Genomic DNA, 23,943 nt, shown 5'->3' with positions numbered 1-23,943 from the left:
TGTCTCGACTTAAGCCTGGCCTGGAATATTGTTGCTTGCTACTTTATCTGTTTGCGCTGCACGGAAATCTGCAACATTTTTTGCGATTTCTGGACGGGTCAAACCCAGAATTTGCGCGGCCATAATGGCAGCATTGGTGGCACCGGCAGGACCAATCGCCAAGGTACCAACCGCAATCCCAGCTGGCATTTGCACAATAGACAGCAATGAATCAATACCGTTTAAAATCGAAGATTTCACAGGTACACCCAAAACTGGAAGATCAGTTTTCGCCGCACACATACCCGGTAAATGCGCTGCACCACCTGCACCAGCAATAATCACCTGAATACCACGATCACGCGCTTGCTCAGCATATTCAAACAGGCGGTCTGGAGTACGATGTGCAGAAACAACTTCGGCTTCAAATGGGACACCAAGCTGCTTGAGCATATTGGCAGTGTGTTCGAGAGTTGCCCAATCTGATTGAGAACCCATGATAATACCTACGAGAGGAGTATCTTGTGCAGCAGCCGCATTCATTGCAAATTTTCCAGAGATTAAAGTGAGAAAAAATAAATCTCGACGAGAGAGCCAAGCTTGAATAGGAGTTGCCTATTATAGACTGAAATTGATTTGGTCTAAAGTTCAGCTCAAGAATTAAAATTATCTGTTGGGAAAATGGTCAAAAATAAAACAATAATTTTGCGGCTAAAAATACAAAAATAGGACATACATCACATTAAAAAAAAGTATAACTATCAATATAAAACTTTTTTGCAATGAATAACTTAATACTAAAACCTATACATTGGCAGGGCATTTTTATGTGGTACAAACTAAAAATCTGGCTACAGAACCCCTCAGAAAACTTATGGTTGATGCCAGCTCTTGGCGCCGTCTTTGCGACCTTTTTCTCGCTATTTGCAATCGCCAGTCGCTATTTTATCCCGACCAGCACTGTTCCCAATATCAGTACTGAAACTCTGAGCAGCCTGCTAGATATTATTGCTTCCAGCATGCTGGCAGTCACCACTTTTTCCCTGTCGATTATGGTCGCAGCCTTTGCGTCTGCCTCATCCAGCGGGACACCACGTGCCTATCAGCTGATGATGAGTGATGACAATACCCGCCTTGCTATCAGCAGTTTTATCTCGGCTTTTATTTATGCTGTAATTGCCAAGATTGCGCTCGGGCTTGGCTATTATGGTCCTGCAGGTAGATTTGTACTGTTTATCAGTACCATTTTGGTATTGATGTACCTGATTTATATCCTGATTCGCTGGGTACACACCCTGTCGCAACTGGGCAACCTCACCACCACCATTCACAAAATTGAAGTCGCTGCTTCTACGGCCTTGGCGGAGTTTCGACATCAGCCGAATTTTGGTGCCACCGGACAACGTCCAGAGCAAGCAGCTGCCTTTCATGTTTTTAGTACCCAGACCGGCTATTTCACCAATTTTAATAGTGAAGGACTGGAGCAACTGGCCGTCAGCCAACAGCTGCATATCCATCTTCCCCAGCTACCCGGAAAATTTCTGGATCCGATGACGGCACTGGCAGAGGTATATAGCGACCGCGCTTTCAGCCCGGAACAGCAGCAGGAGATCCGAAACTCCATTTTGAATCATGTAATCATTGAAACCAATCGCAGCTTTTTACAGGACCCGCGTTTTGGTGTGGTGGTGATGAGCGAAGTGGGGCAGAAAGCGATGTCTCCCGCAGTGAACGATGTTGGATCAGCGATTAATGCCGTTGATGCCTTAACCCGAATCCTGATTGACAGCAAGGCCGCTGAAGATTTACCGGAGCGGGATTGTCCGCATATCAGTGTGGATATCTTTGATCTCGGGGATTTGATTTACAGTAGTTTTGCACCAATGGCCCGAGATTGTGTGGGTTGTATTGAACTCAATCAGAGAATATTGAAATGTTTAGCGATGATTCAACATAATGTACCCGAACCTGAACTAAAACAGGCTGCAGAAATAATGGCGATTGAATTAATCCAACGCTGCCTGAATAAACTGGAATTTGAACCGGATCGGCAGAAATTACTTTCTGAATTTAGAAGCCATTTCCCCCTGATTCAGCTGAGCCATTAGATCAAGTTAAGGGGTACGGAAGACAAAATAGACACATCCACACAGACATAAAGCGGCCCAGAGATAATCCAGTTTAAAGGGCTGTTTAAACATAAAAATCATAAAAGGAACAAAGACTAGTAAGGTCACGACTTCCTGGGTGATTTTCATTTGACCGACTGCCAGGCCTTGCTGCGCCAGTAATTTGGTCGCTGGAATCATCAGACTATATTCAAACAGGGCAATGGCCCAGCTGAACAAAATCGCTTGCCAGAGCGGTGCATCATGCGGCAAAAATTTTAAATGCCCATACCAGGCCAGGGTCATAAAACAGTTGGCAATTACCAGAAGAAATAAAGCCGGCAGCATTTGCATGCACTCTGCAAAAAAGTCGAACTTATTTTACGGTTTATTTGGCGAAAAGATATTGCATCGCTTTGAAATTTTCTTTGAATTTATCCGTGAAACAGGATTTAAAAAATCCCACAACAAGGCCAGAATTTTCACTATCTTTTCAGCTAAAGCCTTGCTATCGTTGCTTGCAAATTGAATAAATCATGACAACAGCACCAATATAAAGTGATGGGTCAGACAGGAACGGAGTAAAGTAGATGCATCTGCATATTTTGGGTATTTGTGGCACCTTTATGGGCTCGTTAGCGCTACTTGCACGCGATCTGGGCCACCAGGTAACAGGTTCAGACCTGAATGTGTATCCACCCATGTCGACCCAACTTGAAAATGCGGGCATCACTTTAATGCAGGGTTATGACCGCAGTCATTTACAGCCTCATCCGGATCTGGTGATCGTCGGCAATGCCATGAAGCGTGGTATTGATGCAGTCGAATATATGCTGAATGCAGGTCTGCCTTATATTTCAGGTCCGCAGTTCCTGGCTGATCATGTCCTACAAGGTAAACACGTGCTGGGTGTCGCCGGAACACATGGTAAAACCACGACCACCACGATGCTGGCTTGGGTACTGGATCAAGCCGGTCTGGAGCCAGGTTTTCTGATTGGCGGTGTGCCATTGGGCTTTTCGGAAAGTGCGCGTCTCGGTGGCGGGAAATATTTCTGTGTTGAAGCCGATGAATATGATTCTGCTTTCTTCGACAAGCGTTCCAAGTTCGTGCATTACCATCCGAAAACAGCAATTTTAAATAACCTGGAATTTGACCATGCCGATATCTTTGATGATTTGGCGGCAATTCAAAAGCAGTTCCATCATTTAGTTCGTACCATTCCAAGTGAAGGCCGGATTATCGCGCCGATTACTGAGAGCAATATTGATGAAGTGCTGGAGCAGGGCTGCTGGACGCCTGTAGTGCGCACCAGTCTGGATGCCAACGGAAAATCTGAACTTTATGCAGAACAATTGTCAGTAGATGGTTCACATTTCAAAGTCCTGCAACAAGGCGTAGTCAAAGGCGAAGTACAGTGGAATATGACCGGGCAGCACTCGGTTGCCAATGCCTTGGCCACGATTGCTGCTGCTGAACATGTCGGCGTATCGATTGAAACCGCCTGTGAAGCGCTGTCCAATTTTGGTGGTGTGAAACGCCGTATGGAACTGTTAGGCACAGTCCGTGGTATCGAGGTTTATGATGATTTCGCCCATCATCCGACGGCGATTGATACGACCTTAGAAGGTGCGCGCAAACGTCTAGGGGAACGCAAACTCTGGGCAATTATTGAACCACGTTCCAATACCATGCGCATGGGCAGTCATAAAGATGGCTTGGCTCATTCAGCACGTCTGGCCGATGAAGTGATCTGGTATCAACCGGAAGGACTGGACTGGGATCTGCAACCGGTCATTGAGGCTGCGCCAAACAAGGCCAAAGTTGCACGCACACTGGATGACATCATTCAGACCGTAGTAGCAGAAGCAGGCGAGGGCGATGCCGTAGTAATTATGTCGAATGGCGGTTTTGGTGGTTTGCATCAGAAGCTGATCACTGTTTTACAAGCATAAAACAGATTTAAGTGAAATGAAGAAGCCCGTTTAGCGGGCTTTTTTTAGCATATTAAAACCTTGCTTCAGCAAAAGTGAACAGTTGTTCTGATCCTGCAATCCTATGATTTAAACATTGACCCAAAGAGCAGATTTACCTCTGAACCATCCCGAATGATCTTTTGTTGCAATCTGTACACAAGACTCATTGCAGCGCCATATCACTCAAGGCACAATCGAGAAGAACACAGGTATCTATAGGCCTGAAAGCCAGATCATGAATCAGCCCATCGCTGTCACTATATAAAAGCAATCGAGGCGTTCATTATTCTCGCTGAGTCAGGTCATTCTCATTCCTCACTCCATTAGGAGATGTGTCATGACAACGATGAAAGCGATGGTCTATTACGGCGCAAATGATATCCGCTTTGAAGACCGCCCGGTTCCCACCATTTTGCATCCCGGCGATGCCATCATTAAACTCGAAAAAGTTACCATCTGTGGTACCGACTTAGGTATCTGGAAAGGTAAAAACCCCGAAATTGAGCAGGAGGCCACACGTAAAGAGGGCAGCTTTAAGGGGCGTATTTTAGGTCACGAAGGTATTGGCATTGTGGAAGAAGTCGGTTCCGCCGTGCAGAATTTCAAAAAGGGCGACCGGGTGATTATTTCCTGTGTCAGCCGCTGCGGAACCTGTGAAAACTGCCAGAAACAGCTCTATGCCCATTGTCGCAATGAAGGCGGCTGGATCATGGGTTATATGATTGATGGCACCCATGCCGAATATGTACGCACGCCCTTTGCCGACACCTCACTCTATCATTTACCCGAAGGCCTGAATCAAGATGTGGCCGTATTCCTTTCAGATATCCTGCCAACTTCACATGAAATTGGCGTGCAATATGGCGATGTCAAACCAGGCGACAATATTGCGATTGTCGGGGCAGGGCCACTCGGCATGAGCTGTCTGCTCACTGCCTAGTTCTATTCACCTGCCAATATTATTATGGTGGATATGGATGATAACCGACTGGAATTTGCCAAGACTGTCGGTGCAACGCATACCATCAACTCCGCCAAAGAAGATGCCATTCAAAAAATTTTAGAGATTACCGATGGACGCGGGGTTGACTGTGCCATTGAAGCAGTGGGGGTGGAGCCTACCTGGAATATTTGCCAGCATGTCGTCAAAGAGGGCGGGCATATTGCCAACGTCGGCGTACATGGTAAACCGGTGAGTTTTGAACTGAACAAACTGTGGATTAAAAACCTGACCATTACTACCGGTCTGGTGAATGCCAATACCACAGGGATGTTGCTGAAAACCTGCTGTTCCGGCAAATTGCCCCTAGAAAAACTGGCGACCCATCATTTTAAATTTGCCGATTTTGAAAAAGCCTATGATGTGTTTAAACATGCATCCAATGAGAAGGCCTTAAAAGTCATGATTGACATGAGCTAATCTACATCAGACAAAAAAAGTCCGCCATGCGGACTTTTTTATTTTCAGCTTTAATCCCTCAGATCAGAAATAGGGGACATAACCACGCTGCTTATAACCTTTTGGCGATGCCAGACTGGCCTGATTTTCTTCCAGGCGATACAGCACTTTGAGGAATTCGGCAATTCCTGACTGCTGCAAGGCATGTGGATCAAATTGCTTCAAACCTAAACGTGAAAATAAAGAAGAAATTTCACTGTGTTTATGCACATATTTCATTGACCATTCCGAGAAATGAGACTGCTCTACCATCGCATCTGCAAAACGCAAGATACTATGATGGCGGGCATCCTGACAAATGCTCTGAAATAAACTTTCCACTACTTCAGCCTGACCTTCAAGGCACTGGAAAAATTTGCCATGGGAATAATACAACACCCCATGAATCTGATGCTGAAGGTTAAACTTCCGGGCAGTGGCCAAAATATCGCTCAAATCTTGTAACAACTCTTGTTCAGATTCTATGCGTTCACTGGCATAGCAAAGCTGTAGCATCATGCCATCTCACTAGAGGGAAGAATTAAAAACACAATTTAATCAATAATTTTAAATTAAGTCGACCATTTTTTAAGCAAATATCCGTTTTTGCTTACACGGTTTTCAGTTTGCATTTCTGGATTAAACTTTTAACAATAGTGCCTAAATTATTAAACGAATATTTTCATACACCTACCGTAAGCATGAGGATCACCTGATGTTAAAAGATCTGATTTTAACCCTTGCCTTGTTATGTGTGTGTTTTATCCTGATGATCACTTTAAATAACTGGCAATTCAGCGCTCAAACCAATCTGCTGATCAGTTCAATTTTTATTAGCTGGACGATCTTGAAATTTGTTGGGCATCGTATTTATTTTCATGCCAGTTACCTGCTGATTATGGCAATTTTAGTGATGCTGCAACAGTTTGAAGAAATTTTCTGGGCGATGACCGGGGTGATGGCAGGTTTCGGTTTATATACCCTGTTACAGGTTATATTGATTCCTGCCTTGAAAGAAAGACTCCATCTCTCTTTCGGGAAATCCCCTTGGATGGTTAAATAGTCGTTGCTGCGACATCGGCCAGACTTTGGTCACGTTTAAACATGACATCCACATAGGAACATTGTGGGATAATGGTTAAACTTTTTTCACGGGCAAAATCGACCAGTACATCCAGCATTTTTCGGGCAATACCGTGGCCACGCAGGGAATCATCGACCCAGGTATGATCGGCAATGATGACGGCATCGCCCCGCCATTGATAAGTGATCTCCGCCAGGCGACGTCCTTGATCTTCCATAAAAAATACACCACCACGTTTTGAATCTTGATATTTAATTTCCATACGAATCTAAACCTTTATTGTCATTTTAAAATTATAAAACATCATTAAAGCGAGGCTCTCGCTCGAACACGGATTTGGCAAAAGGACATTTTGGAATAATCCTGATGCCGTGTTCACGGGCAAAATTCACAGCGGCCTCGACCAGATAATACCCGACGTGCTGTCCGCGTAGGCTGTCATCGACCCAGGTGTGTTCAATCACTAATTGATCTTCATTTACTCTGGAATAACTCATTTCTGCCAGACGTTTTTCATTTGGCTCTACAAACCATAAACCTCCAGTGTCCTGTTGCTGATGCTCGATCAACATACCGATCCTCTCCTTGTTTTTAAGCCAGACTGACATATTTTTCCCTGCTCTATTGTTAGATTTCTTTTAAAGGATTGTGAATCTGTCCTTCTGACCAATACCGCATTTTGCTCAACAGGTTTAAACTGCCGGCCGGTTCTTTTTATCAGATATGTATGTCTAGCTCTTCTTCCACCTCTTCGGTGACACGTCAATGGGTTTGTGTGATTGCTTTAGCCTCTGCTGCCTTTATTTTCAATACCACCGAATTTATCCCGGTGGCGCTATTAAGTGATATTGGTACCAGTTTTGCCATGTCACCGACCCAGGTCGGGTGGATGCTGACAATTTATGCCTGGGTCGTGGCGCTGCTTTCTTTGCCAATGATGTTACTGACCAAAAATATTGAACGGCGCTTTCTGCTGATGGTTTTATTTGCGGTGTTTATTTTCAGTCATGTGCTGTCCTATTTTGCCTGGAGCTTTAGCATTCTGGTGCTGAGCCGGATTGGTATTGCCGTGGCGCATGCGCTGTTCTGGTCAATTACGGCGTCGCTTGCTGTGCGGGTTGCGCCAAAGGGCAAAGAGTTTCAGGCACTGGGCTTATTGGCTACCGGTACCGCCATGGCGATGGTTCTGGGAATTCCCTTTGGCCGGATGGTCGGGGAGGCCTATGGCTGGCGCAATAGTTTTGCCTTGATTGGGATTGTGGCGAGCGTGGTGTGCGTATTGCTGGCCAAAACCTTGCCTTTATTGCCAAGTGTCAATTCAGGTTCACTCAGCAGTTTAAAAAACTTGCTAAAACGTCCCAGCCTGATGCTGGTCTTTGCGCTTACCGTGCTTGTGATTAGTGCGCAATTTACCGCCTATAGTTATATTGAACCCTTTGCGCTGAATATTGCGCAATTCAGCTCTGCGCAAACCACCAGCTTATTGCTAATTTATGGCGCTGCGGGTCTGATCGGCTCTTACGTATTTGGCCGCTTTGCACCGCATTTTCCCCGACTCACCATTCCGCTATTTACACTCGGGCTAGGGATCTCGCTACTGTTATTGCTGCCACTGTCTCAGGGTGTATTTCAGCTTAATAGCTTGGCGTTAATCTGGGGCATCAGCATTATTGGGTTTAGTCTGGCTCTACAAGCCAAGACCTTAAATCTGGCTTCTGATGCAACCGATGTCGCCATGGCAATTTTTTCAGGTCTGTACAATGTCGGGATTGGTGGCGGTGCCTTACTCGGCGGTCTGGTAACGGCACATATCGGATTACATAGTATTGGCTGGGTAGGAGCAATCTTGGCCAGCTTGGGTTTTCTGATCAGCTTATACGTGATTCAGCGTCCGGATTTCTTAGGTAAGAAAGCGCCTTGAAGCATGATTTTTGTAAATGAAATTGTAGTCTTAGCAAAAATCTGTCATGCTTGCTGCACATTGAGCTACCGCTCAAATAAAATTTAGTTTGAACAAGGGGAGTAGCCTCCTCCAAGCGTTTAAGAATGAAATTTCAATTTTTAAACGTGTCAGAATATCGTCATTACACTTTGCAAAAAGTCGGTATCTGAGCATCTTGAAGTCACACTTTATATAAAAAAGTGGAACAGTAAGATGTAGGCAAGACCTTGATCATGTTGTTATAGATGTTTTTCATCTGGCAACTGGTCAAGGTTTTTTTATGGCTAGTTGTCCGATGTGGAGAATTCACATGGAAACCATTGGTACACTCTGGCTGTATCTCGTCTTTTTCGCGATTGTCGCAGTCATGCTGGTAATCGATTTTGTCGGCTTTAAGCATCAGCATGGTCAGGAAGTTAAAGTCCGAACTGCTGCCTACTGGAGTATTGCCTGGGTCAGTGTCGCGACTTTATTTGGTGGCGGCTTATGGCTGTATCTGGAGCAGACCGCAGGCACGGCAATTGCTAATGCCAAGGTTATGGAATACTTTGCCGGTTATCTGCTGGAAAAATCCCTAGCGATTGATAACGTCTTTGTCTGGCTGATGATCTTCGCGGCCTTCGCCATTCCACCCGCATTGCAACGCAAGCTGCTGTTATATGGCGTACTGGGTGCGATTGTACTCAGAACCATCTTTATTTTTATTGGCGCCTGGTTTGTACAGGAATTCTCTTGGATTCTGTATATCTTCGGTGCGTTCCTGGTGTATACCGGCTTCAAATTCCTTCGTGGTCAGCATGAAGAAGACAGCAATATTGAAGATATGGCGATTCTGAAATGGCTACGTAAACATATGCGTATTACCCCGCAACTTCAGGGCGACAAATTCTTTGTCCGTCAGAATGGTTTGCTCTGGGCAACGCCGTTGTTCTTGGTCCTGATCCTGGTTGAAGCCTCTGATGTGATCTTTGCCGTCGATTCTATTCCAGCTATTTTTGCCGTCACCACCGATCCCTTTATTGTCCTTACCGCAAACCTGATGGCGATTTTAGGCCTACGCGCGATGTTCTTCCTGCTCTCGGGCGCAGCCTCAAAAATGCATTATCTACCTTATGGCCTCGGGATCATTCTGGTCTTTATCGGCTTTAAGATGCTGATGCTAGATGTTTTCCATATGCCGATCTGGATTTCTTTGAGCTTTATTGTGATTGTCCTGACTGTGACCGCGATCTTGTCGATTCGTCATAGCAAGAAATATAACGAAACCACCCTGTAAAAAGTAATCATCAAAAAAGCCTGCATCAGCAGGCTTTTTTTTATTGTTCTATCAGGGATAATTTGGGCCATTTTTGCAAAAACTGTTTGCTCAGCATGCGTTGTTCGAACACGGCATAACTGACTAAATTCGGATTCCAACGCAGCTTTAACTCAAATAAATCTGCTAAACCGAAAGGGGCAATCAACTCCAACTCATCATCTTTCAGGCGCAGTGCCAAGGCCGTGACAGTTTCTGGCCATAATGACAGCGCATGACTAATTGAAGTTAAAGGCTCAATACTTTCATTTTGATCGGTACGATACCACTCATGTACAAAGGCTTGATTGGTCACATCCCAACAGATATCTGGAAAATAGTCTTTTAACTGATCTGCAAGTTGCTGTTCTATAGCGCGAGCCTGCTTATTTTCGTCATAGAAAATTACATCGACCTCAGTATGATTCATTTCATATTCCCAGTCATGTAAATGCGCCCAGATCACATGACGTAACACACCCGCTGCGACATAAGCTTCAGAGTGCAATTGTGCTAACTGATGCAAGATGCGCATTAAGGTCGGCTGCGCACGCACGATCTGTTGAAATTGATCATGATAATTGGATGGGGTCATAAAAGAATCTGGATCACTATTTAAATATGAATGTTCATACAAACATGGCAATTTTTTCAGCTACAATCAATCGAAAAAATCAAAAAGCGTAGGTTTAAAATGTCTTCTGTAATTGCAACGACAGCGATCCGTGGTCGCTTCCTCGACATTCAGAATACAGTTGCCCAAGCACGTGATATACACGACCAAGTGCGATATGTAAAAGATGGTTTAGTCATCATTCAAGAGGGTAAAATCCAGTGGTTTGGTCCTTGGCAAGAAGGGCAGTCACGACTTCCTACCAATGCTGAATTACAGCACTATCCAGATCAACTGATTGTTCCCGGGTTTATCGACACCCATATTCATTTCCCACAAACCGAAATGGTCGGGGCTTATGGTGAACAACTGCTGGAATGGTTAAATACCTATACATTCCCCACTGAAATCCAGTTCCAAGATGCATCCTATAGCGAAAAAATTGCCGAATTTTTTGTGCAGGAATTGCTTAAAAATGGCACCACGACTGCACTGGTCTTTTGTACCGTTCACCCTGAATCCGTAGATGCTTTATTTAATGCGGCAACCACCCGCAATATGCGTCTGATCGCGGGTAAAGTCCTGATGGATCGTCATGCACCGGAAGCGCTAACAGATACAGCAGAAACGGCTTATACCGACTCTAAAGCGCTGATTGAAAAGTGGCATGGACAGGGGCGGAACCTGTATGCGATTACCCCACGCTTTGCACCAACCTCAACACCTGAACAACTACAAAAAGCCGGACAGCTCAAAGCTGAATATCCGGATGTCTATGTACATACCCATTTAAGTGAAAATAAAAATGAAATTGCTTGGGTAAAAGAACTTTTTCCTGAACGTGAAGGTTATCTGGATGTGTATCATCATTATGGTTTAACCGGTAGCAAGTCTGTCTTCGCACATTGCGTGCATCTGGAAGATGAGGAGTGGGATTGTATGCATCAGACCGACTCAGTCATTGCTTTCTGTCCGACCTCAAATCTATTCCTGGGCAGTGGCTTATTTCCCTTGAAAAAGACTTGGGACAAAGGGGTCAAAGTCGGCTTAGGCACAGACATTGGAGCAGGAACATCATTTAATCAGCTGCAAACCCTGAATGAAGCCTATAAGGTACAGCAGTTGCAGGGTGAAAAACTCTCCGCCTTTGAGGCCTTGTATCATGCCACTTTAGGCGGTGCCAAAGCCTTGAGTCTGGATGATCGCCTGGGGAACTTTAATCTCGGCAAAGAGGCCGACTTTGTGGTGCTGGATCTTAAGGCCACGGCTTTACAACAGTTACGTCAGAGCAGAGCTAAAAATATTGAAGATGCATTTTTTGCACTGACCATGCTCGGCGATGACCGTAATATTGCAGCCACCTATGTCTATGGAGCAGCCGTCTATGTCAAAGCAGCATCCCGTGAATAAAGCGAAAAGATCCCGCCCTCGCCAATACTTGATCCTGTCTGCAATGGCACTGGGCTGTGTTTTTTTATTGAAACGCGATTCAACAGCGGCTAAAAAATGATTACATTTACCGCCAGCAAAACAGGTGCATCTCTGCTAGGGATGTATTAAAATTGCGACGTATTCAGGTGTTGCAGGTCAACACCTTTTTTATTTTGCTATTTTTACTTTTTAGGTATCTACCCATGACCGTTCAAATGAGCGTAATGATTTCCGCTGAAGAAATTCAAGCTAAAGTCAAAGAGCTTGGTGCTCAAATCAATGCACACTATGCCAATAGTGACAAAGAACTTGTGCTCATCGGTTTATTACGTGGTTCAGTGATTTTTATGGCTGATTTATGTCGTGTGATTTCAAAACCGCATGAACTGGATTTCATGACTGTGTCCAGTTATGGCGGTGGCACGGTATCGTCACGTGATGTAAAAATCCTGAAAGATTTAGACGGTGAAATCCGTGGTAAAGATGTGTTGGTGGTTGAAGATATTATTGATTCAGGCAACACTTTAAGCAAGGTACTCGAAATCCTGCAAACCCGTGAACCTAACTCGATTCAACTGTGTACTTTGGTAAGTAAACCATCGCGTCGTGAAATCGATCTGAAAGTCGAATTTATGGGCTTTGAAGTTGAAGATAAATTTATTGTGGGTTATGGCCTAGACTATGACCAGAAGTACCGTCACCTGCCATTTATTGGTGAAATCGGTCTTTAAAATCAGGTTGAAAAAAGTGGCATAAGCCACTTTTTTTATGCCTAAAATGGACAGGAAACCGGGAACAAAAAATAACATCTCGTTTCAGGATTCAACTTTTTATAATCCTGACTTTATTTCAAGATGATTAAACAGATGTGAAAACAAAGACATGACAAGAAGGAGTATGCATATGTGGACAATTATTGTGGCGATCGTCATTGGTTTTGTAGCAGGTCTGATTGCACGTGCCATTCACCCGGGTAATGACAAGGCAGGCTTTATCATGACCACCTTGCTGGGTATTGCTGGCTCCTTATTGGCGACTTTTGGTGGCCGTATGCTCGGTCTATATTCGGCAGATTCCGCAGCAGGGCTGATTGCTTCCGTGATTGGTGCTGTGATTATTCTGTTTATTTATAATATGGTAACCAAACGCCGTACAGTCTAAACCATTCAGATGTTTCTGAGGTTGATTTGACGACCTGAATAAAAAAGCACCGGAAAAGGTGCTTTTTTATATTGAGCGACTGATATGTTTACTTAATTTTTATAAATTGAATTCTCTAAAGATCTGTTCAATCTGCTCTGCCGGATAGGCGCCCATCACCTTAAAACCATTGGAAAAAATAATCGCAGGAGTACCATTCACCCCCATAGACTGAGCCAGTTTTTTATTCCGTTCAATCGGATTGGCGCAACTTTTTTTCGATTTAGGTTGAATCCCTTGAGCAATCAGATTTTCCCATGCCTGAGCTGGATTAGACTCGCAATACACCTGTTTTGAAGGAGCAACCGACTGGGGTTTTAAAGGAAGAATAAAGGTATAAATGGTCAAGTCATTCAATTTTTTCAGCTCTAGCTCAAGCTTTTTACAATACGGGCAATTTGGGTCAGAAAAGATGGCAATCTGACGTTTACCCGTACCTCTTACACTTTTCACAGCATCCTGAAGCGGTAATTTTTTCCAGTCGATACTATTTTGTTTCAGCATTAAATCACGGGTCAGATTATGCTGATCCTGAATCCGCAGCATCGGGCCAGCAATCAGATGCTTGGCATCTTCATTCAAATAAACCACTTGGCCCTGCATGGAACCGCTATAGATACCTTTCATCTCGGTGGTCTGAATATTTTCAATTTTTAAATTGGGACTGTTTTTTGCCAAGTTAGCTTGTACCGTATCAATATTGGCAAATGCGAAGCTTGAAACCAATGTACTTAAACTAATGATCAGTGTTTTTTTTAACATGAATGTTCTACATGAATTGGATAAGAATATGCTCGATTCTAATTGCTCTGCTTTTAAATTTCTCAAACATTTATGTTACTGTTTACACTCAATTAAACAAGCTCACCATGTTTCACGTGGAACATAATGTATAGCATTATATTTAACTTCAATATATCTAGAAAACATATCAATATTCATAATAAATAATTGTTTTATATATTTAAAATATTTTAAATGATAAATATCTTACTCATTCAACCTTGACCGATTTTCTGCATCCATTCTAAACTGCAGACACTTTTTATTTTCCTCGCTACGCCCTGACATGGATTGGCCAAGGATCAACACTATAACGGCATTTTCATGACAACAACGACCAGCTGGCGACCGTTCTTGATGGTCAGCCTGGCTTTAATGATGGGAACGATTGGCACCGCTTTGGCCAGTCCGCTTTATCCGATTTATCAACAGCTCTGGCATTTGCTGCCCAGCCAGATCACCTACATTTTTGTCGCCTATATGTTTGGCTGTCTCTCGACCTTGTTGTTTTTGGGCAGAACCAGTAACAGCATCGGATTTTTACGGACCCTGCAAATTGGTCTGGCCCTGATTACGCTGGGTCTCATTATTTCCGTTTTTGCCCAGAATGCACTGATCCTCTCGATTGGCCGTTTTATTATTGGGATTGCCTCGGGCCTGATGACCACCTCTGCCATGATGGGTTTAATGCATACCATCCCAGAAAGCCATAAACACACTGCACCACAACTGATTTCAATCATCACCGCAATGGGTTTTGGTTTGGGACCCTTGGTCGGTGGTGTGATTGCGCAGTTTTCCGCTGCCCCTTTGGTGATGCCATATTTACCGGTGATTTTGGGCGCCGTACTGTGTTTGATTGGCCTGTTCTGGATCAAAGCACCCAAGTTTGAGGCGCAGCCCTTTAGCATGGCGCCTAAACTGCAACGACCTGAAGCGCAGTTTCATCGGGTGTTTATGATTATTGCAGTGACGGCTTTTAGTGCCTTTGCCGCCTTTAGCCTGTTTGCTTCACTGTCGCCATCTTTTGTGCGCAATATTTTACCTTGGCATGGGCCTCTGGTCAGCGGACTGGCCATTACCAGTATTTTGGTAGTTTCAGTGATCGTGCAATTTATGGCTAAAGCGGTCGCAGCGTCTAAATGTCTGAATATCGGCCTGATAATGATGTGCTTGAGCCTGATGGTTTTGGCGCTATGTATGTATTCGAAAATCAGCCTACTATTTTTTATCAGTGATATTTGCTTTGGGATCGGCCATGGTTTTGCCCTGATGGGTGCTTTTGCCCTGATTCATCAAATGACCAGCTTAGACAACCGTGCAGCCGTCATGTCGACCTATCTGTTTATTGCCTATCTGGGCACTATTGTCCCTATCATTGCCGTGGGTTATCTGGCCGATCACTGGGGGCTGGATTTCGCTGTAATCAGCTTTTGTATCGCGATTAGTTTGCTGTGTTTTGCACTATGGTGGGCTTATCAAAAATCTCATCGACCAGCCTAAAAAAATCCCTCAGTTGAGGGCTTTCTTGATGCTTATTAAATAATTATTTACCAATACAAAATGAACCGAAGATCTTGCCCAGCAGGTCATCTGCACTGAAATCACCAGTGATCTCACCCAATGCATTTTGCGCCAGACGTAAGGACTCCGCCACCAGTTCACCGGCGTTATACACCACCAGTTGTTCACGCGCCTCAGCCAGATAGAGCTGAGTGCGCTTCATTGCATCTAAATGACGGGTACGTGCGATAAAGGTGTCTTCCTCAGGCTGGAAGCCTGCATGCGCTGTAATCGCCTCTATGAGCGCTTGAACGCCAGTTTCTTGCTTGGCAGAGACTGCGATATGCCGGAAACCATTTAAATCTCCAATCACGGCTTCAGCACCGGTCAGGTCGCATTTATTGCCAATCAGCATCAAACGTTTCGGTTCTATATGTTCAGCAAAATATTCCTGGGCGAGTTGCAGCGGATCTTCGCCCTGGCTTAAGTCATAGACCAAGAGCAATAAATCGGCCTGTTCGATTTCTTTAATTGCGCGGCGGATCCCTTCTTTTTCCACGATATCGCCAGTTTTACGCAAGCCCGCAGTATCGGTGAGGGTAATCGGCAGACCATTTAAGGTAATTTTTTCATGCAGGACATCACGGGTGGTACCGGCAATATCGGTCACAATCGCGCGTTCAATTCCAGCTAATGCATTCAGTAAGGAAGATTTACCGGCATTCGGTTTCCCTGCAATTACCACCTGTAAACCTTCACGTAACAATTGACCTTGACGTGCGGATTGCTGTACTTGAGTGACTGCACTGGATACGCCATCCAGCAGATTTAAAATTTTGCCATCTGCGAGAAAATCAATTTCTTCTTCCGGAAAATCAATTGCAGCTTCCACATGCAAACGCAGGTGAATCAGCTGCTCAAGGACTGCATTGACTTTGGTCGAGAAAGCCCCTTGCAGTGAACGTACAGCAGAACGTGCAGCCGCTTGCGAAGTTGCATCAATCAGGTCGGCAATTGCTTCAGCTTGTACCAGATCCAACTTGCCATTTTCAAAGGCACGCATCGAGAACTCACCGGCTTTAGCCGCTGTAGCTCCGAGCTCCAGCAAACGGCCAAGCAGGGCATTCTGAATCACCGGACCGCCATGACCTTGCAACTCGACCACATCTTCGCCGGTAAAAGAGTTTGGATTCGGGAAGCAAATCGCCAGTCCTTCATCCATGACTTCGCCGGCCGCATCATAGAACTGGCGGAAACCGGCAAAACGGGCTTTAGGCAGCTCTTTTTGTGTCAGTTGCTGGGCAATCTCATAGGATTTCGGGCCTGACAGGCGAATCACCCCAACGCCGCCACGTCCTGGTGGAGTGGCAATCGCAGCAATAGTTGTGGTTCGGTTGAGCATAAAATTCACCTGCAAAGACTCAAAAATACAGCCAAAAAAAATCCGCCTAAGATTACCATCTTAAGCGGATTTATTCAGCCTATCCGTACAACTTAGTTGACTGGAGTGGCCTCATCACGTTTCGCGCGATCTTTGGCAACAGACTTGTTAATCAAAGTTTGTTGCAGAATCGTGATCAAGTTGTTGACGATCCAGTACAGGACCAAGCCTGCCGGGAAGAACAACAAGAATACGGTAAAGATAATCGGCATAAACTTGAAGACTTTTGCCTGCATTGGATCCGTCGGTTGTGGATTTAACGACTGTTGGATATACATCGTCAAGCCCATCAACAACGGCAGGATGAACCAAGGATCCATTGAAGACAAATCCTGAATCCACAGCATCCATGGCGCATGACGCAGTTCCACAGATTCCATCAATACCCAGTACAAGGCTAGGAAAATCGGCATTTGTAATAACAGCGGTAAACAGCCGGCAAGCGGATTGACCTGTTCACGTTTGTACAATGCCATCATTTCTTGAGAGAAGCGCATCCGGTCTTCACCGAACTCTTCTTTCATGCGTTGCATTTCTGGCGCAATCACACGCATTTTCGCCATCGAGCGATAGCTCTTCGACGACAATGGCCACAGGATTACTTTCACCAAGATAGTCAACAGAATAATTGCCCAGCCCCAGTTACCCACCAGACCATGGAAGAATTCAAGACCGACAAACAGTAATTTCGCAATTGGCCATAACCAGCCATAATCAACGGTCTGGTTTAAACCCGCAGCCAAATCTTTCAGTTCTGACTGGATTTTTGGACCTGAATAGAAAGTCGCATCAATTTCAGCCACTGTACCTGCAGGCACATTGAACGTCGGTGAGGTAAAACCGATGATGTTCATGTTATCGGTTGATTTACGTGATTCAAGCTTGGCGCTATAAGCTTCGCCATTGCCTTGAGTCAACTTCAGCTGACCTGGAACCCATGCACTGACAAAGTAGTGCTGTACCATTGCCACCCAACCACCTGTCGCTTCAGTACTGACTTTTTCTTCAACAAAGTTGTCGAATTTAAGCTTGTTGTACTGCTCGTCCGGAGTACCCCATGCACCGCCGAGGAATGTTCCCAGCGTGAAGATCCCCTGATCAGATTTGCCTGGATCTTCCGAGTTATCCCGTTTGATCTGACCGAACATCTGACCTTGCCAAGTCTGGCCACTGCGGTTAACCACTTTGTGATTTACCACGACCGGATATTCACCTTCAGTGAAATTGAAGGTCTTGATAATCTCGATCCCGTCAGCGGTTTTAAACACTAGCGGTACAGACAATACTTTCAGGTTTTCACCATCTTTGGATTTGACTGTTTTCGCATCTGCCAGAGTATAAGCCGTTTTTTCCAGCTCATACATTGGACGGCCGTTACGGCTGCTGTCCGGTCCATTCAGACCGATCAGGCCAGACTGGGCGACATAAGTACGTTTCGCATCGCTTTCCAGCATCACGAACGGTTCATCGCTGTCTTTGTTCTTGTCATGATTGAGTAATTCAATACGAACAATATCACCACCCTTAGGATTGATCCAAAGGTGATAAAGGTCAGTTTGTACTGAAATAAGCTGCTGACTTACAGGTGCTGTGGCATCCGTGGCTTGCTGTGCTGGCACATTTGCTTGTGGCAGATCAGAGGCAACTGTAGCCGTCTGACCATTTGGCAAATCTGCAGATACGTCATGCGAAACAACAGCAGTTTCCTGCTGCGGTTTTGTTTCAGCATTTCCATAATCTTTTTGCCACGCCAAAATGAGCAAATATGCGACAACAAACATGGCTCCGAGAATTGCAATCCTGGCCCATTGTTGCATATGTATTACCCCAAGTGGTGAGAGTGATTTTGGTTCAATAAACGATCACGAAAGGGTACAGCAACGTGAAGCGTTTGAGAATCTATTTGCTGAAATGAAATAAAACGAATCGCTTTTGAGGGAACAGGATCATATCCCGAGCCCCCCCACGGATGACAACGGCAAATACGTTTAGTAGCCAGCCACACTCCACGCCCAGCGCCATGCATCTGGACTGCTTCCAAGGAATATTGAGAACAAGTTGGAATATAACGACAGCGCGGTCCAAGAAGAGGACTAATCGCAATCTGATAGAAACGGATCAACCAATGCAGTAAACGTACCATTGGCCAACTCTACTTTTGTGGGGAGGGGGCTATTTTTGAATGCTTTTTGGCGAGACGGTTCAGTTTCTGCCAGGCAAATTGTAATTGCTGGTGCAATTCTGCATTAGGCACTGCTTCAACACCCATTTTCGGCATGATTACAATGTCTAAGTCATCTAATTGCTGTTGATGCAGGCGAAAACTTTCGCGAGCAAGTCGTTTTACTCGATTTCTTTCGTGTGCACGTCGCACTTTCTTCTTGGCAACAACTAAACCCAAACGGCTATTTGGCAGTTCGGAATGTTTTGCAAGAAATAAGAAATGGGGTTGATGCACTTTAAAAAGCGCACCATCAAAGACACCTTTATAATCGGCAGCACAGCGTAATCGCAACTCTGTGCCAAAACTATAAAGTTTTGTCATAACACCCAAAATCGTCTTAGCGTAACTGATTAAACAGTTAAGCTATGACGACCTTTTGCACGACGGCGAGCTAATACTTGACGACCAGCTTTAGTAGCCATACGAGCACGGAAACCATGAACACGCTTACGCTTTAATTCAGACGGTTGGAATGTACGTTTCATATTGAAACTCCAAAAAATGATCTTTCTATGAAGGTCCGCGATTTTAGTGCTCATTGCTTGAGCTGTCAATGCAAAAGCGGTTTTCTTTTCAAATAAGATCAAAAAAGATAAAGCCTCTGGTTTTTCAGAGAACTGAATAAAAAATAGTTCAATTCAAGTTAATCACAAATTAAGTTATTGTTATATAAATATATATAAGTTATAAACAACTCTATCAACAAAGTTATCCACATGTTATCCAGAGTTTAAATTTAACTTACGGTTTTGAATTTAAATTTGAAGTTTTTTGAGTTATCCACAAAAACCAGTGATCTTATAAATAAATTCAAATTTATAAATTTAAATTTATTACTATTAGGGAGCACTTTTTCTATGGATAAGCCACTTTTTATTTATTTAAACATGAACTTATATTGTGGATAAAACTGTTTCTATTAATTTTATACTTTGTGGATAACTTTATGATATATTTTATCCACAGCTTGCGGATAAACTTATCCACACCGGGTTTTAAATTTAATTTTATGCATGGTGATTTCTTTTTGCACAGTTTTTGTGGAAATTGCCATGACAGATGTGGATAACTTGGTTAGAATGGCGACCCGCTTTTGGTCGCGGTCATCTTTTTTGAATGAACAATGGAATGAATAGGGGATTCACATGCTTTGGACGGACTGCTTAAATCGCCTGCGACAAGAGCTCTCTGGAAATGTCTTTACAATGTGGATTCGCCCATTGGTTGCAGAAGAGCTGGAAGACAGCTTGCGTTTGTATGCACCTAATCCTTACTGGACGCGTTACATTCAAGAACATCATCTGGAACTGATCACGATTCTGGCAGAGCAATTGTCTGAAGGACGGGTACGCAAGGTCGAAATTTTAGTGGATTCACGTCCAGGGGCGATTTTATCTGCCAGTGAACAACCGGCGACTACGACGGCGGCATTGACTTCGACACCGATGCCGGTGCCGAAACCGAAGAAAGAAAAAGAAGACAGCGGCAAAAATAGCCGTAGACGTCAGTTGAATCCATTGTTTACCTTCTCGTTGTTTGTAGAAGGTCGATCTAACCAGATGGCGGCAGAAACCTGTCGCAAGGTATTGACCCAGCTGGGGGCTTCACAGCACAACCCCTTATTTTTATATGGTCCGACGGGTCTGGGTAAAACCCATTTGATGCAGGCCGTGGGTAATGCATTGTTGCAGGCAAAACCGAATGCACGTGTCATGTACATGACCGCAGAAAGTTTTGTGCAGGACTTTGTCAGCTCGTTGCAACAGGGCAAAGTCGAAGAGTTTAAGAAAAATTGCCGTTCTCTGGATTTATTACTGGTCGATGATATTCACTTGCTGGCCGGTAAAGAGGCCAGTCTGGTCGAGTTTTTCTACACCTTTAACGCACTGCTGGATGAGTCCAAACAGATTATTCTGACTTCAGATCGTTATCCTAAAGAGCTAACCGAACTGGATCCACGTCTGGTTTCACGTTTTTCCTGGGGGTTGTCGGTCGGAGTTGAACCACCAGATATTGAAACCCGAATTGAAATTCTGCTGAAAAAAGCAGAAAGCAACCAGGTTGATTTACCACGTAACTGTGCGCTGTTTATTGCCCAGCAGGTGGTGGCTAACGTGCGTGAGCTGGAAGGTGCGCTGAACAAAGTGGTGGCGATTTCACGTTTTAAAGGCACACCAATTGATCTGGATGTGGTGCGTGAATCTTTAAAAGATGTGCTGGCGATTCGTGCCCGTACTATCAGTACTGAAAATATTCAGCGTGTCGTGAGTGAGTATTTCCGGATTCCGCTGAAAGAACTGGTCGGTCCAAAACGCACCCGGATTTATGCCCGCCCACGTCAACTGGCGATGGGGCTGGCACGTGAATTAACAGGCGACAGTTTTCCGGAAATTGGCATGGCTTTTGGCGGTCGTGATCACAGTACCGTGATGCATGCTTGCGAGAAAGTACAGAGTCTGCGTGAAGAAGATCCGATCTTTAACGAAGACTATAAAAACCTGCAACGTCTGTTGCAAAGTTGACCTAAATCGCTCAAATTCTATTCTTGCTATGCGGCTGCTTTTGCCGCATAGTAAACCGTCAAAAAAATCACTTTTTCTATATTAATCTTCAGCTTTAGAGGAATGCACCGTGCGTTTAAAAATCGCGAAAGAAAGCTTACTGAATGTTCTCTCACATGTCGTAGGAGCGGTTGAACGTCGCCATACCTTGAATATCTTGTCTAACCTGAAAATTCAGGTGACTGCGCAAGCATTGACCGTGACCGGTTCCGATCTGGAAGTTGAACTGGTGGCGAGTACAGCACTGGCTGAAGGTGCATGTTTGCAGGAAGGCGAGACCACAGTTCCTGCACGTAAGCTGATTGATATCTGTAAGTCACTTCCTTCAGCAGCATTGGTGGATTTGCATATCACTGAAGATCAGCGCTGCATCCTTAAATCAGGCAACAGCCGTTTTGTACTGGGGACATTGCCTGCTGATGATTATCCATTGCTGAACACTGAAAACACCCAAGGCACGCAAGTAACGGTGACACAGCGTGAGCTAAAACGCCTGTTCGAAAAAACTGCTTTTGCCATGGCGGTTCAGGATGTACGTTTTTACCTGACCGGTACCTTGCTGGAAATTGATGCCAATCAGCTACGTGCTGTGACCACCGATGGCCACCGTCTGGCACTGTGTGAAACAGCGGCACAATCCACTGCAGCACAACCGATTCAGGCGATTGTGCCACGTAAGGCCGTTGCAGAATTACAGCGCCTGCTCAGCGTTGAAGATGAGCAATTATCTCTATTGATTGGTCGTGAACTGCTCAATGTGACCATCAAGATGCCAAGCCGTGACAAGGAACAGGCGGATATTACCGTGCGTTTCACCACCAAGCTGATTGATGGTAAGTTCCCGGATTATCGCCGTGTGATTCCACGTGGTGGCGACAAAGTGGTGATGATCACACATGACGTGTTCAAGCAGTCTTTGCAACGTGTGGCGATTTTAAGTAATGAAAAGCTGCGTGGTGTGTTTCTAAACTTTAATGCCGATTCTTTGCAACTTCGCGCCAATAACCCGGAGCAGGATGAAGCGATTGAAGATCTGGCGATTCAATATGCTGATTCACCGCTAGAAATGTCATTTAATGCGCAGTATCTGATTGAAGTACTCGGTGTGCTTGATGGCGATGATGTGTCAATGACCATGACTGAAGCGAATCAGTCTGTCTTGGTACAAGACCCGGCGCATACGGATCAAACCTATGTCGTCATGCCGATGCGTGTTTAAGCCGCGGCTCTTGATATTTATATAAGACATGCATATTACGCGTTTACATATTGAGCGTGTGCGGAATTTAAAGACGGTTGCTCTCCAAGGATTGCAGCCGTTTAATGTTTTTTATGGCCAAAATGGTTCAGGTAAAACCTCGATTTTAGAGGCGATTCATTTACTTGCTGCTGGTCGTTCTTTCCGTACCCATATTCCCAAAAATTATATCCAGCATGGCGCACAGGATGCGATTGTGTTTGCACAATCTGCGACTGAAAAAATAGGCATGCAAAAAATGGCCAGCGGGGAACAGTTGATCAAGGTCAATGGCGATCTAGTGGCAACTCAGGGACAACTGGCCAAACTGTTACCCTTGCAACTGATTGATCCACAAAGTACCGATATCATCGATCATGGTGCCAAACCACGACGTCAATTGCTCGACTGGTTAATGTTCCACGTGGAACCAGAGTTTTATCATGCCTGGCAATATTATTCTCGTGCGCTGAAACAGCGAAATAGTCTGCTCAAAAGCAAACGCTTTCTCAGTCTGTCTGATCTGGAACCGTGGAACCAGATGCTGAGTGAATATGGTGAAATCCTGCACTCGCAACGTGTCGGGATTGTGGAACAATGGAAGCCATTTTTTGAAGATGATCTGAAACAGTTATTACCTGAATTGCAAGTCAGTCTGGAATACAGTCCGGGCTTTCATAGTGAAACCGGCCTGCTAAATGATCTGACCAACCAGCATGAAAAAGACTGTGAGCGACGCTATACCGAATATGGCCCACATCGCGCAGATTTGCGTTTAAAGACCCCGATGGGGGATGCTGATGTGATCCTGTCGCGCGGGCAGAAAAAGCTGCTGATGATCGCACTAAAACTGTCGCAAATCGCAATGCTACATTCTTGTAATAAGGAAACTGTGGTATTATTAGATGATGTGACAGCAGAATTAGATTTAACCGCACAACAACGTTTAATTGAGCGATTGAGCCAACTTGGTAGTCAAGTTTTTATTACCACCTTAGACCATGAATCAGTACAAAAGCACTTACATGATTTGTCTATCTCATATCAGTTATTCAGTGTTGAAAACGGTACAGTTCAAGTTGTGCAATAATATTTTTTGAGTTTTACCCATCTTTGGATAGACCTATTT

The 23,943-nt window shown here is 44.6% G+C and carries 26 protein-coding genes; 14 read left to right on the top strand and 12 right to left on the bottom strand.

Translation table 11 applies throughout. The features are described 5' to 3' along the window. Positions 1-9 precede the first annotated feature (9 nt). Positions 10-522, bottom strand: coding sequence for a 5-(carboxyamino)imidazole ribonucleotide mutase (gene purE / locus Q9R24_RS12700; protein WP_005104916.1), 513 nt, complete (start codon positions 520-522; stop codon positions 10-12). A gap of 284 nt (positions 523-806) precedes the next feature. Between purE and Q9R24_RS12695 the strand changes: the two genes are divergently transcribed. Next, positions 807-2,087, top strand: a complete 1,281-nt coding sequence (locus Q9R24_RS12695) for a DUF2254 domain-containing protein (RefSeq protein WP_005245572.1) — start codon at positions 807-809, stop codon at positions 2,085-2,087. Between the two features lie 6 nt (positions 2,088-2,093). Here the strand turns inward: Q9R24_RS12695 and Q9R24_RS12690 are convergent, their stop codons facing one another. Next, the gene (locus Q9R24_RS12690) at positions 2,094-2,435 is read right to left on the bottom strand and encodes a DMT family protein (protein ID WP_004729014.1); all 342 of its coding nucleotides are present in this window, start codon (positions 2,433-2,435) and stop codon (positions 2,094-2,096) included. A 242-nt stretch (positions 2,436-2,677) separates the two neighbouring features. On the opposite strand from Q9R24_RS12690, the gene mpl reads away from it, so the two are divergent. The 3 genes from mpl (at position 2,678) to Q9R24_RS12675 (ending at position 5,483) form a co-directional block, all read left to right on the top strand. Further along, entirely contained in the window at positions 2,678-4,042 is a 1,365-nt protein-coding gene (gene mpl / locus Q9R24_RS12685) for a UDP-N-acetylmuramate:L-alanyl-gamma-D-glutamyl-meso-diaminopimelate ligase (protein ID WP_243475192.1), read from the top strand. Positions 4,043-4,400: 358 nt separating this feature from the next. Then, a complete protein-coding gene (locus Q9R24_RS12680; RefSeq protein WP_311204618.1) occupies positions 4,401-5,003 on the top strand; it encodes an alcohol dehydrogenase catalytic domain-containing protein in 603 nt (200 codons plus the stop codon). 24 nt (positions 5,004-5,027) lie between these two features. Beyond that, positions 5,028-5,483, top strand: coding sequence for a zinc-binding dehydrogenase (locus tag Q9R24_RS12675; RefSeq protein ID WP_311204619.1), 456 nt, complete (start codon positions 5,028-5,030; stop codon positions 5,481-5,483). Positions 5,484-5,546: 63 nt separating this feature from the next. Here Q9R24_RS12675 and Q9R24_RS12670 read toward each other — a convergent pair whose 3' ends face one another. After that, positions 5,547-6,020: a BLUF domain-containing protein gene (locus Q9R24_RS12670; protein ID WP_191112715.1), complete on the bottom strand. Its 474-nt coding sequence runs from the start codon at positions 6,018-6,020 to the stop codon at positions 5,547-5,549. A gap of 196 nt (positions 6,021-6,216) precedes the next feature. Here Q9R24_RS12670 and Q9R24_RS12665 point away from each other — a divergent pair, with 196 nt between their 5' ends. Beyond that, positions 6,217-6,564, top strand: coding sequence for a hypothetical protein (locus Q9R24_RS12665; RefSeq protein WP_311204620.1), 348 nt, complete (start codon positions 6,217-6,219; stop codon positions 6,562-6,564). On the opposite strand, the gene Q9R24_RS12660 is transcribed toward Q9R24_RS12665, so the two are convergent. Both Q9R24_RS12660 and Q9R24_RS12655 read right to left on the bottom strand, forming a co-directional pair. Further along, positions 6,557-6,847: a GNAT family N-acetyltransferase gene (locus Q9R24_RS12660; protein WP_071851291.1), complete on the bottom strand. Its 291-nt coding sequence runs from the start codon at positions 6,845-6,847 to the stop codon at positions 6,557-6,559. The two genes, Q9R24_RS12665 and Q9R24_RS12660, sit on opposite strands and share 8 nt — an antisense overlap. Positions 6,848-6,878: 31 nt before the next feature. Beyond that, a complete protein-coding gene (locus tag Q9R24_RS12655; protein ID WP_005094867.1) occupies positions 6,879-7,157 on the bottom strand; it encodes a GNAT family N-acetyltransferase in 279 nt (92 codons plus the stop codon). 155 nt (positions 7,158-7,312) lie between these two features. On the opposite strand from Q9R24_RS12655, the gene Q9R24_RS12650 reads away from it, so the two are divergent. Both Q9R24_RS12650 and Q9R24_RS12645 read left to right on the top strand, forming a co-directional pair. Next, entirely contained in the window at positions 7,313-8,506 is a 1,194-nt protein-coding gene (locus Q9R24_RS12650; protein ID WP_311204621.1) for a sugar transporter, read from the top strand. Between the two features lie 331 nt (positions 8,507-8,837). Beyond that, positions 8,838-9,803 (top strand): TerC family protein, encoded by a 966-nt coding sequence (locus Q9R24_RS12645; RefSeq protein WP_004647138.1) that lies wholly within the window; start codon positions 8,838-8,840, stop codon positions 9,801-9,803. Between the two features lie 40 nt (positions 9,804-9,843). Here the strand turns inward: Q9R24_RS12645 and Q9R24_RS12640 are convergent, their stop codons facing one another. Further along, complete coding sequence (locus Q9R24_RS12640; RefSeq protein WP_253114433.1) at positions 9,844-10,416, bottom strand: nucleotidyltransferase family protein; 573 nt, start codon at positions 10,414-10,416, stop codon at positions 9,844-9,846. 99 nt (positions 10,417-10,515) lie between these two features. Here Q9R24_RS12640 and guaD point away from each other — a divergent pair, with 99 nt between their 5' ends. From guaD to Q9R24_RS12625, 3 genes are all read left to right on the top strand, one after another. After that, the gene (guaD, locus tag Q9R24_RS12635; protein WP_311204622.1) at positions 10,516-11,844 is read left to right on the top strand and encodes a guanine deaminase; all 1,329 of its coding nucleotides are present in this window, start codon (positions 10,516-10,518) and stop codon (positions 11,842-11,844) included. Between the two features lie 224 nt (positions 11,845-12,068). Continuing rightward, positions 12,069-12,596 (top strand): hypoxanthine phosphoribosyltransferase, encoded by a 528-nt coding sequence (hpt, locus tag Q9R24_RS12630; protein WP_004647133.1) that lies wholly within the window; start codon positions 12,069-12,071, stop codon positions 12,594-12,596. Positions 12,597-12,768: 172 nt separating this feature from the next. Next, positions 12,769-13,026 (top strand): GlsB/YeaQ/YmgE family stress response membrane protein, encoded by a 258-nt coding sequence (locus Q9R24_RS12625; RefSeq protein ID WP_004281926.1) that lies wholly within the window; start codon positions 12,769-12,771, stop codon positions 13,024-13,026. 99 nt (positions 13,027-13,125) lie between these two features. Here Q9R24_RS12625 and Q9R24_RS12620 read toward each other — a convergent pair whose 3' ends face one another. Beyond that, positions 13,126-13,827 carry a DsbC family protein gene (locus tag Q9R24_RS12620; protein ID WP_005245557.1) on the bottom strand — a complete coding sequence of 234 codons (702 nt, stop codon included), beginning with the start codon at positions 13,825-13,827 and terminating at the stop codon, positions 13,126-13,128. A 378-nt stretch (positions 13,828-14,205) separates the two neighbouring features. Between Q9R24_RS12620 and Q9R24_RS12615 the strand changes: the two genes are divergently transcribed. Continuing rightward, complete coding sequence (locus tag Q9R24_RS12615) at positions 14,206-15,351, top strand: MFS transporter (RefSeq protein ID WP_311204630.1); 1,146 nt, start codon at positions 14,206-14,208, stop codon at positions 15,349-15,351. Between the two features lie 43 nt (positions 15,352-15,394). On the opposite strand, the gene mnmE is transcribed toward Q9R24_RS12615, so the two are convergent. The 5 genes from mnmE to rpmH form a co-directional block, all read right to left on the bottom strand. Next, positions 15,395-16,753: a tRNA uridine-5-carboxymethylaminomethyl(34) synthesis GTPase MnmE gene (mnmE, locus tag Q9R24_RS12610; protein ID WP_262472138.1), complete on the bottom strand. Its 1,359-nt coding sequence runs from the start codon at positions 16,751-16,753 to the stop codon at positions 15,395-15,397. Between the two features lie 92 nt (positions 16,754-16,845). Further along, entirely contained in the window at positions 16,846-18,609 is a 1,764-nt protein-coding gene (yidC, locus tag Q9R24_RS12605; RefSeq protein WP_005245552.1) for a membrane protein insertase YidC, read from the bottom strand. Positions 18,610-18,614: 5 nt separating this feature from the next. Next, on the bottom strand, positions 18,615-18,935 hold the full coding sequence (gene yidD / locus Q9R24_RS12600) for a membrane protein insertion efficiency factor YidD (protein ID WP_004281931.1): 321 nt from the start codon (positions 18,933-18,935) through the stop codon (positions 18,615-18,617). A 9-nt stretch (positions 18,936-18,944) separates the two neighbouring features. Then, positions 18,945-19,337, bottom strand: coding sequence for a ribonuclease P protein component (rnpA, locus tag Q9R24_RS12595; RefSeq protein ID WP_004281932.1), 393 nt, complete (start codon positions 19,335-19,337; stop codon positions 18,945-18,947). Between the two features lie 29 nt (positions 19,338-19,366). Beyond that, entirely contained in the window at positions 19,367-19,501 is a 135-nt protein-coding gene (gene rpmH, locus Q9R24_RS12590) for a 50S ribosomal protein L34 (protein ID WP_000831329.1), read from the bottom strand. 660 nt (positions 19,502-20,161) lie between these two features. Between rpmH and dnaA the strand changes: the two genes are divergently transcribed. The 3 genes from dnaA to recF all read left to right on the top strand — a co-directional run bounded on the left by dnaA (position 20,162) and on the right by recF (position 23,904). Then, positions 20,162-21,538 (top strand): chromosomal replication initiator protein DnaA, encoded by a 1,377-nt coding sequence (gene dnaA, locus Q9R24_RS12585; RefSeq protein ID WP_004281934.1) that lies wholly within the window; start codon positions 20,162-20,164, stop codon positions 21,536-21,538. Positions 21,539-21,647: 109 nt separating this feature from the next. Next, positions 21,648-22,796, top strand: a complete 1,149-nt coding sequence (gene dnaN / locus Q9R24_RS12580) for a DNA polymerase III subunit beta (RefSeq protein ID WP_311204623.1) — start codon at positions 21,648-21,650, stop codon at positions 22,794-22,796. Between the two features lie 28 nt (positions 22,797-22,824). Continuing rightward, the gene (recF, locus tag Q9R24_RS12575) at positions 22,825-23,904 is read left to right on the top strand and encodes a DNA replication/repair protein RecF (protein WP_180039048.1); all 1,080 of its coding nucleotides are present in this window, start codon (positions 22,825-22,827) and stop codon (positions 23,902-23,904) included. Positions 23,905-23,943: the final 39 nt, after the last annotated feature.

The sequence above is a fragment of the Acinetobacter sp. RRD8 genome, assembly GCF_031844225.1.
GTDB lineage: Bacteria > Pseudomonadota > Gammaproteobacteria > Pseudomonadales > Moraxellaceae > Acinetobacter.
This window is presented reverse-complemented; position numbering and strand designations above follow the sequence as displayed.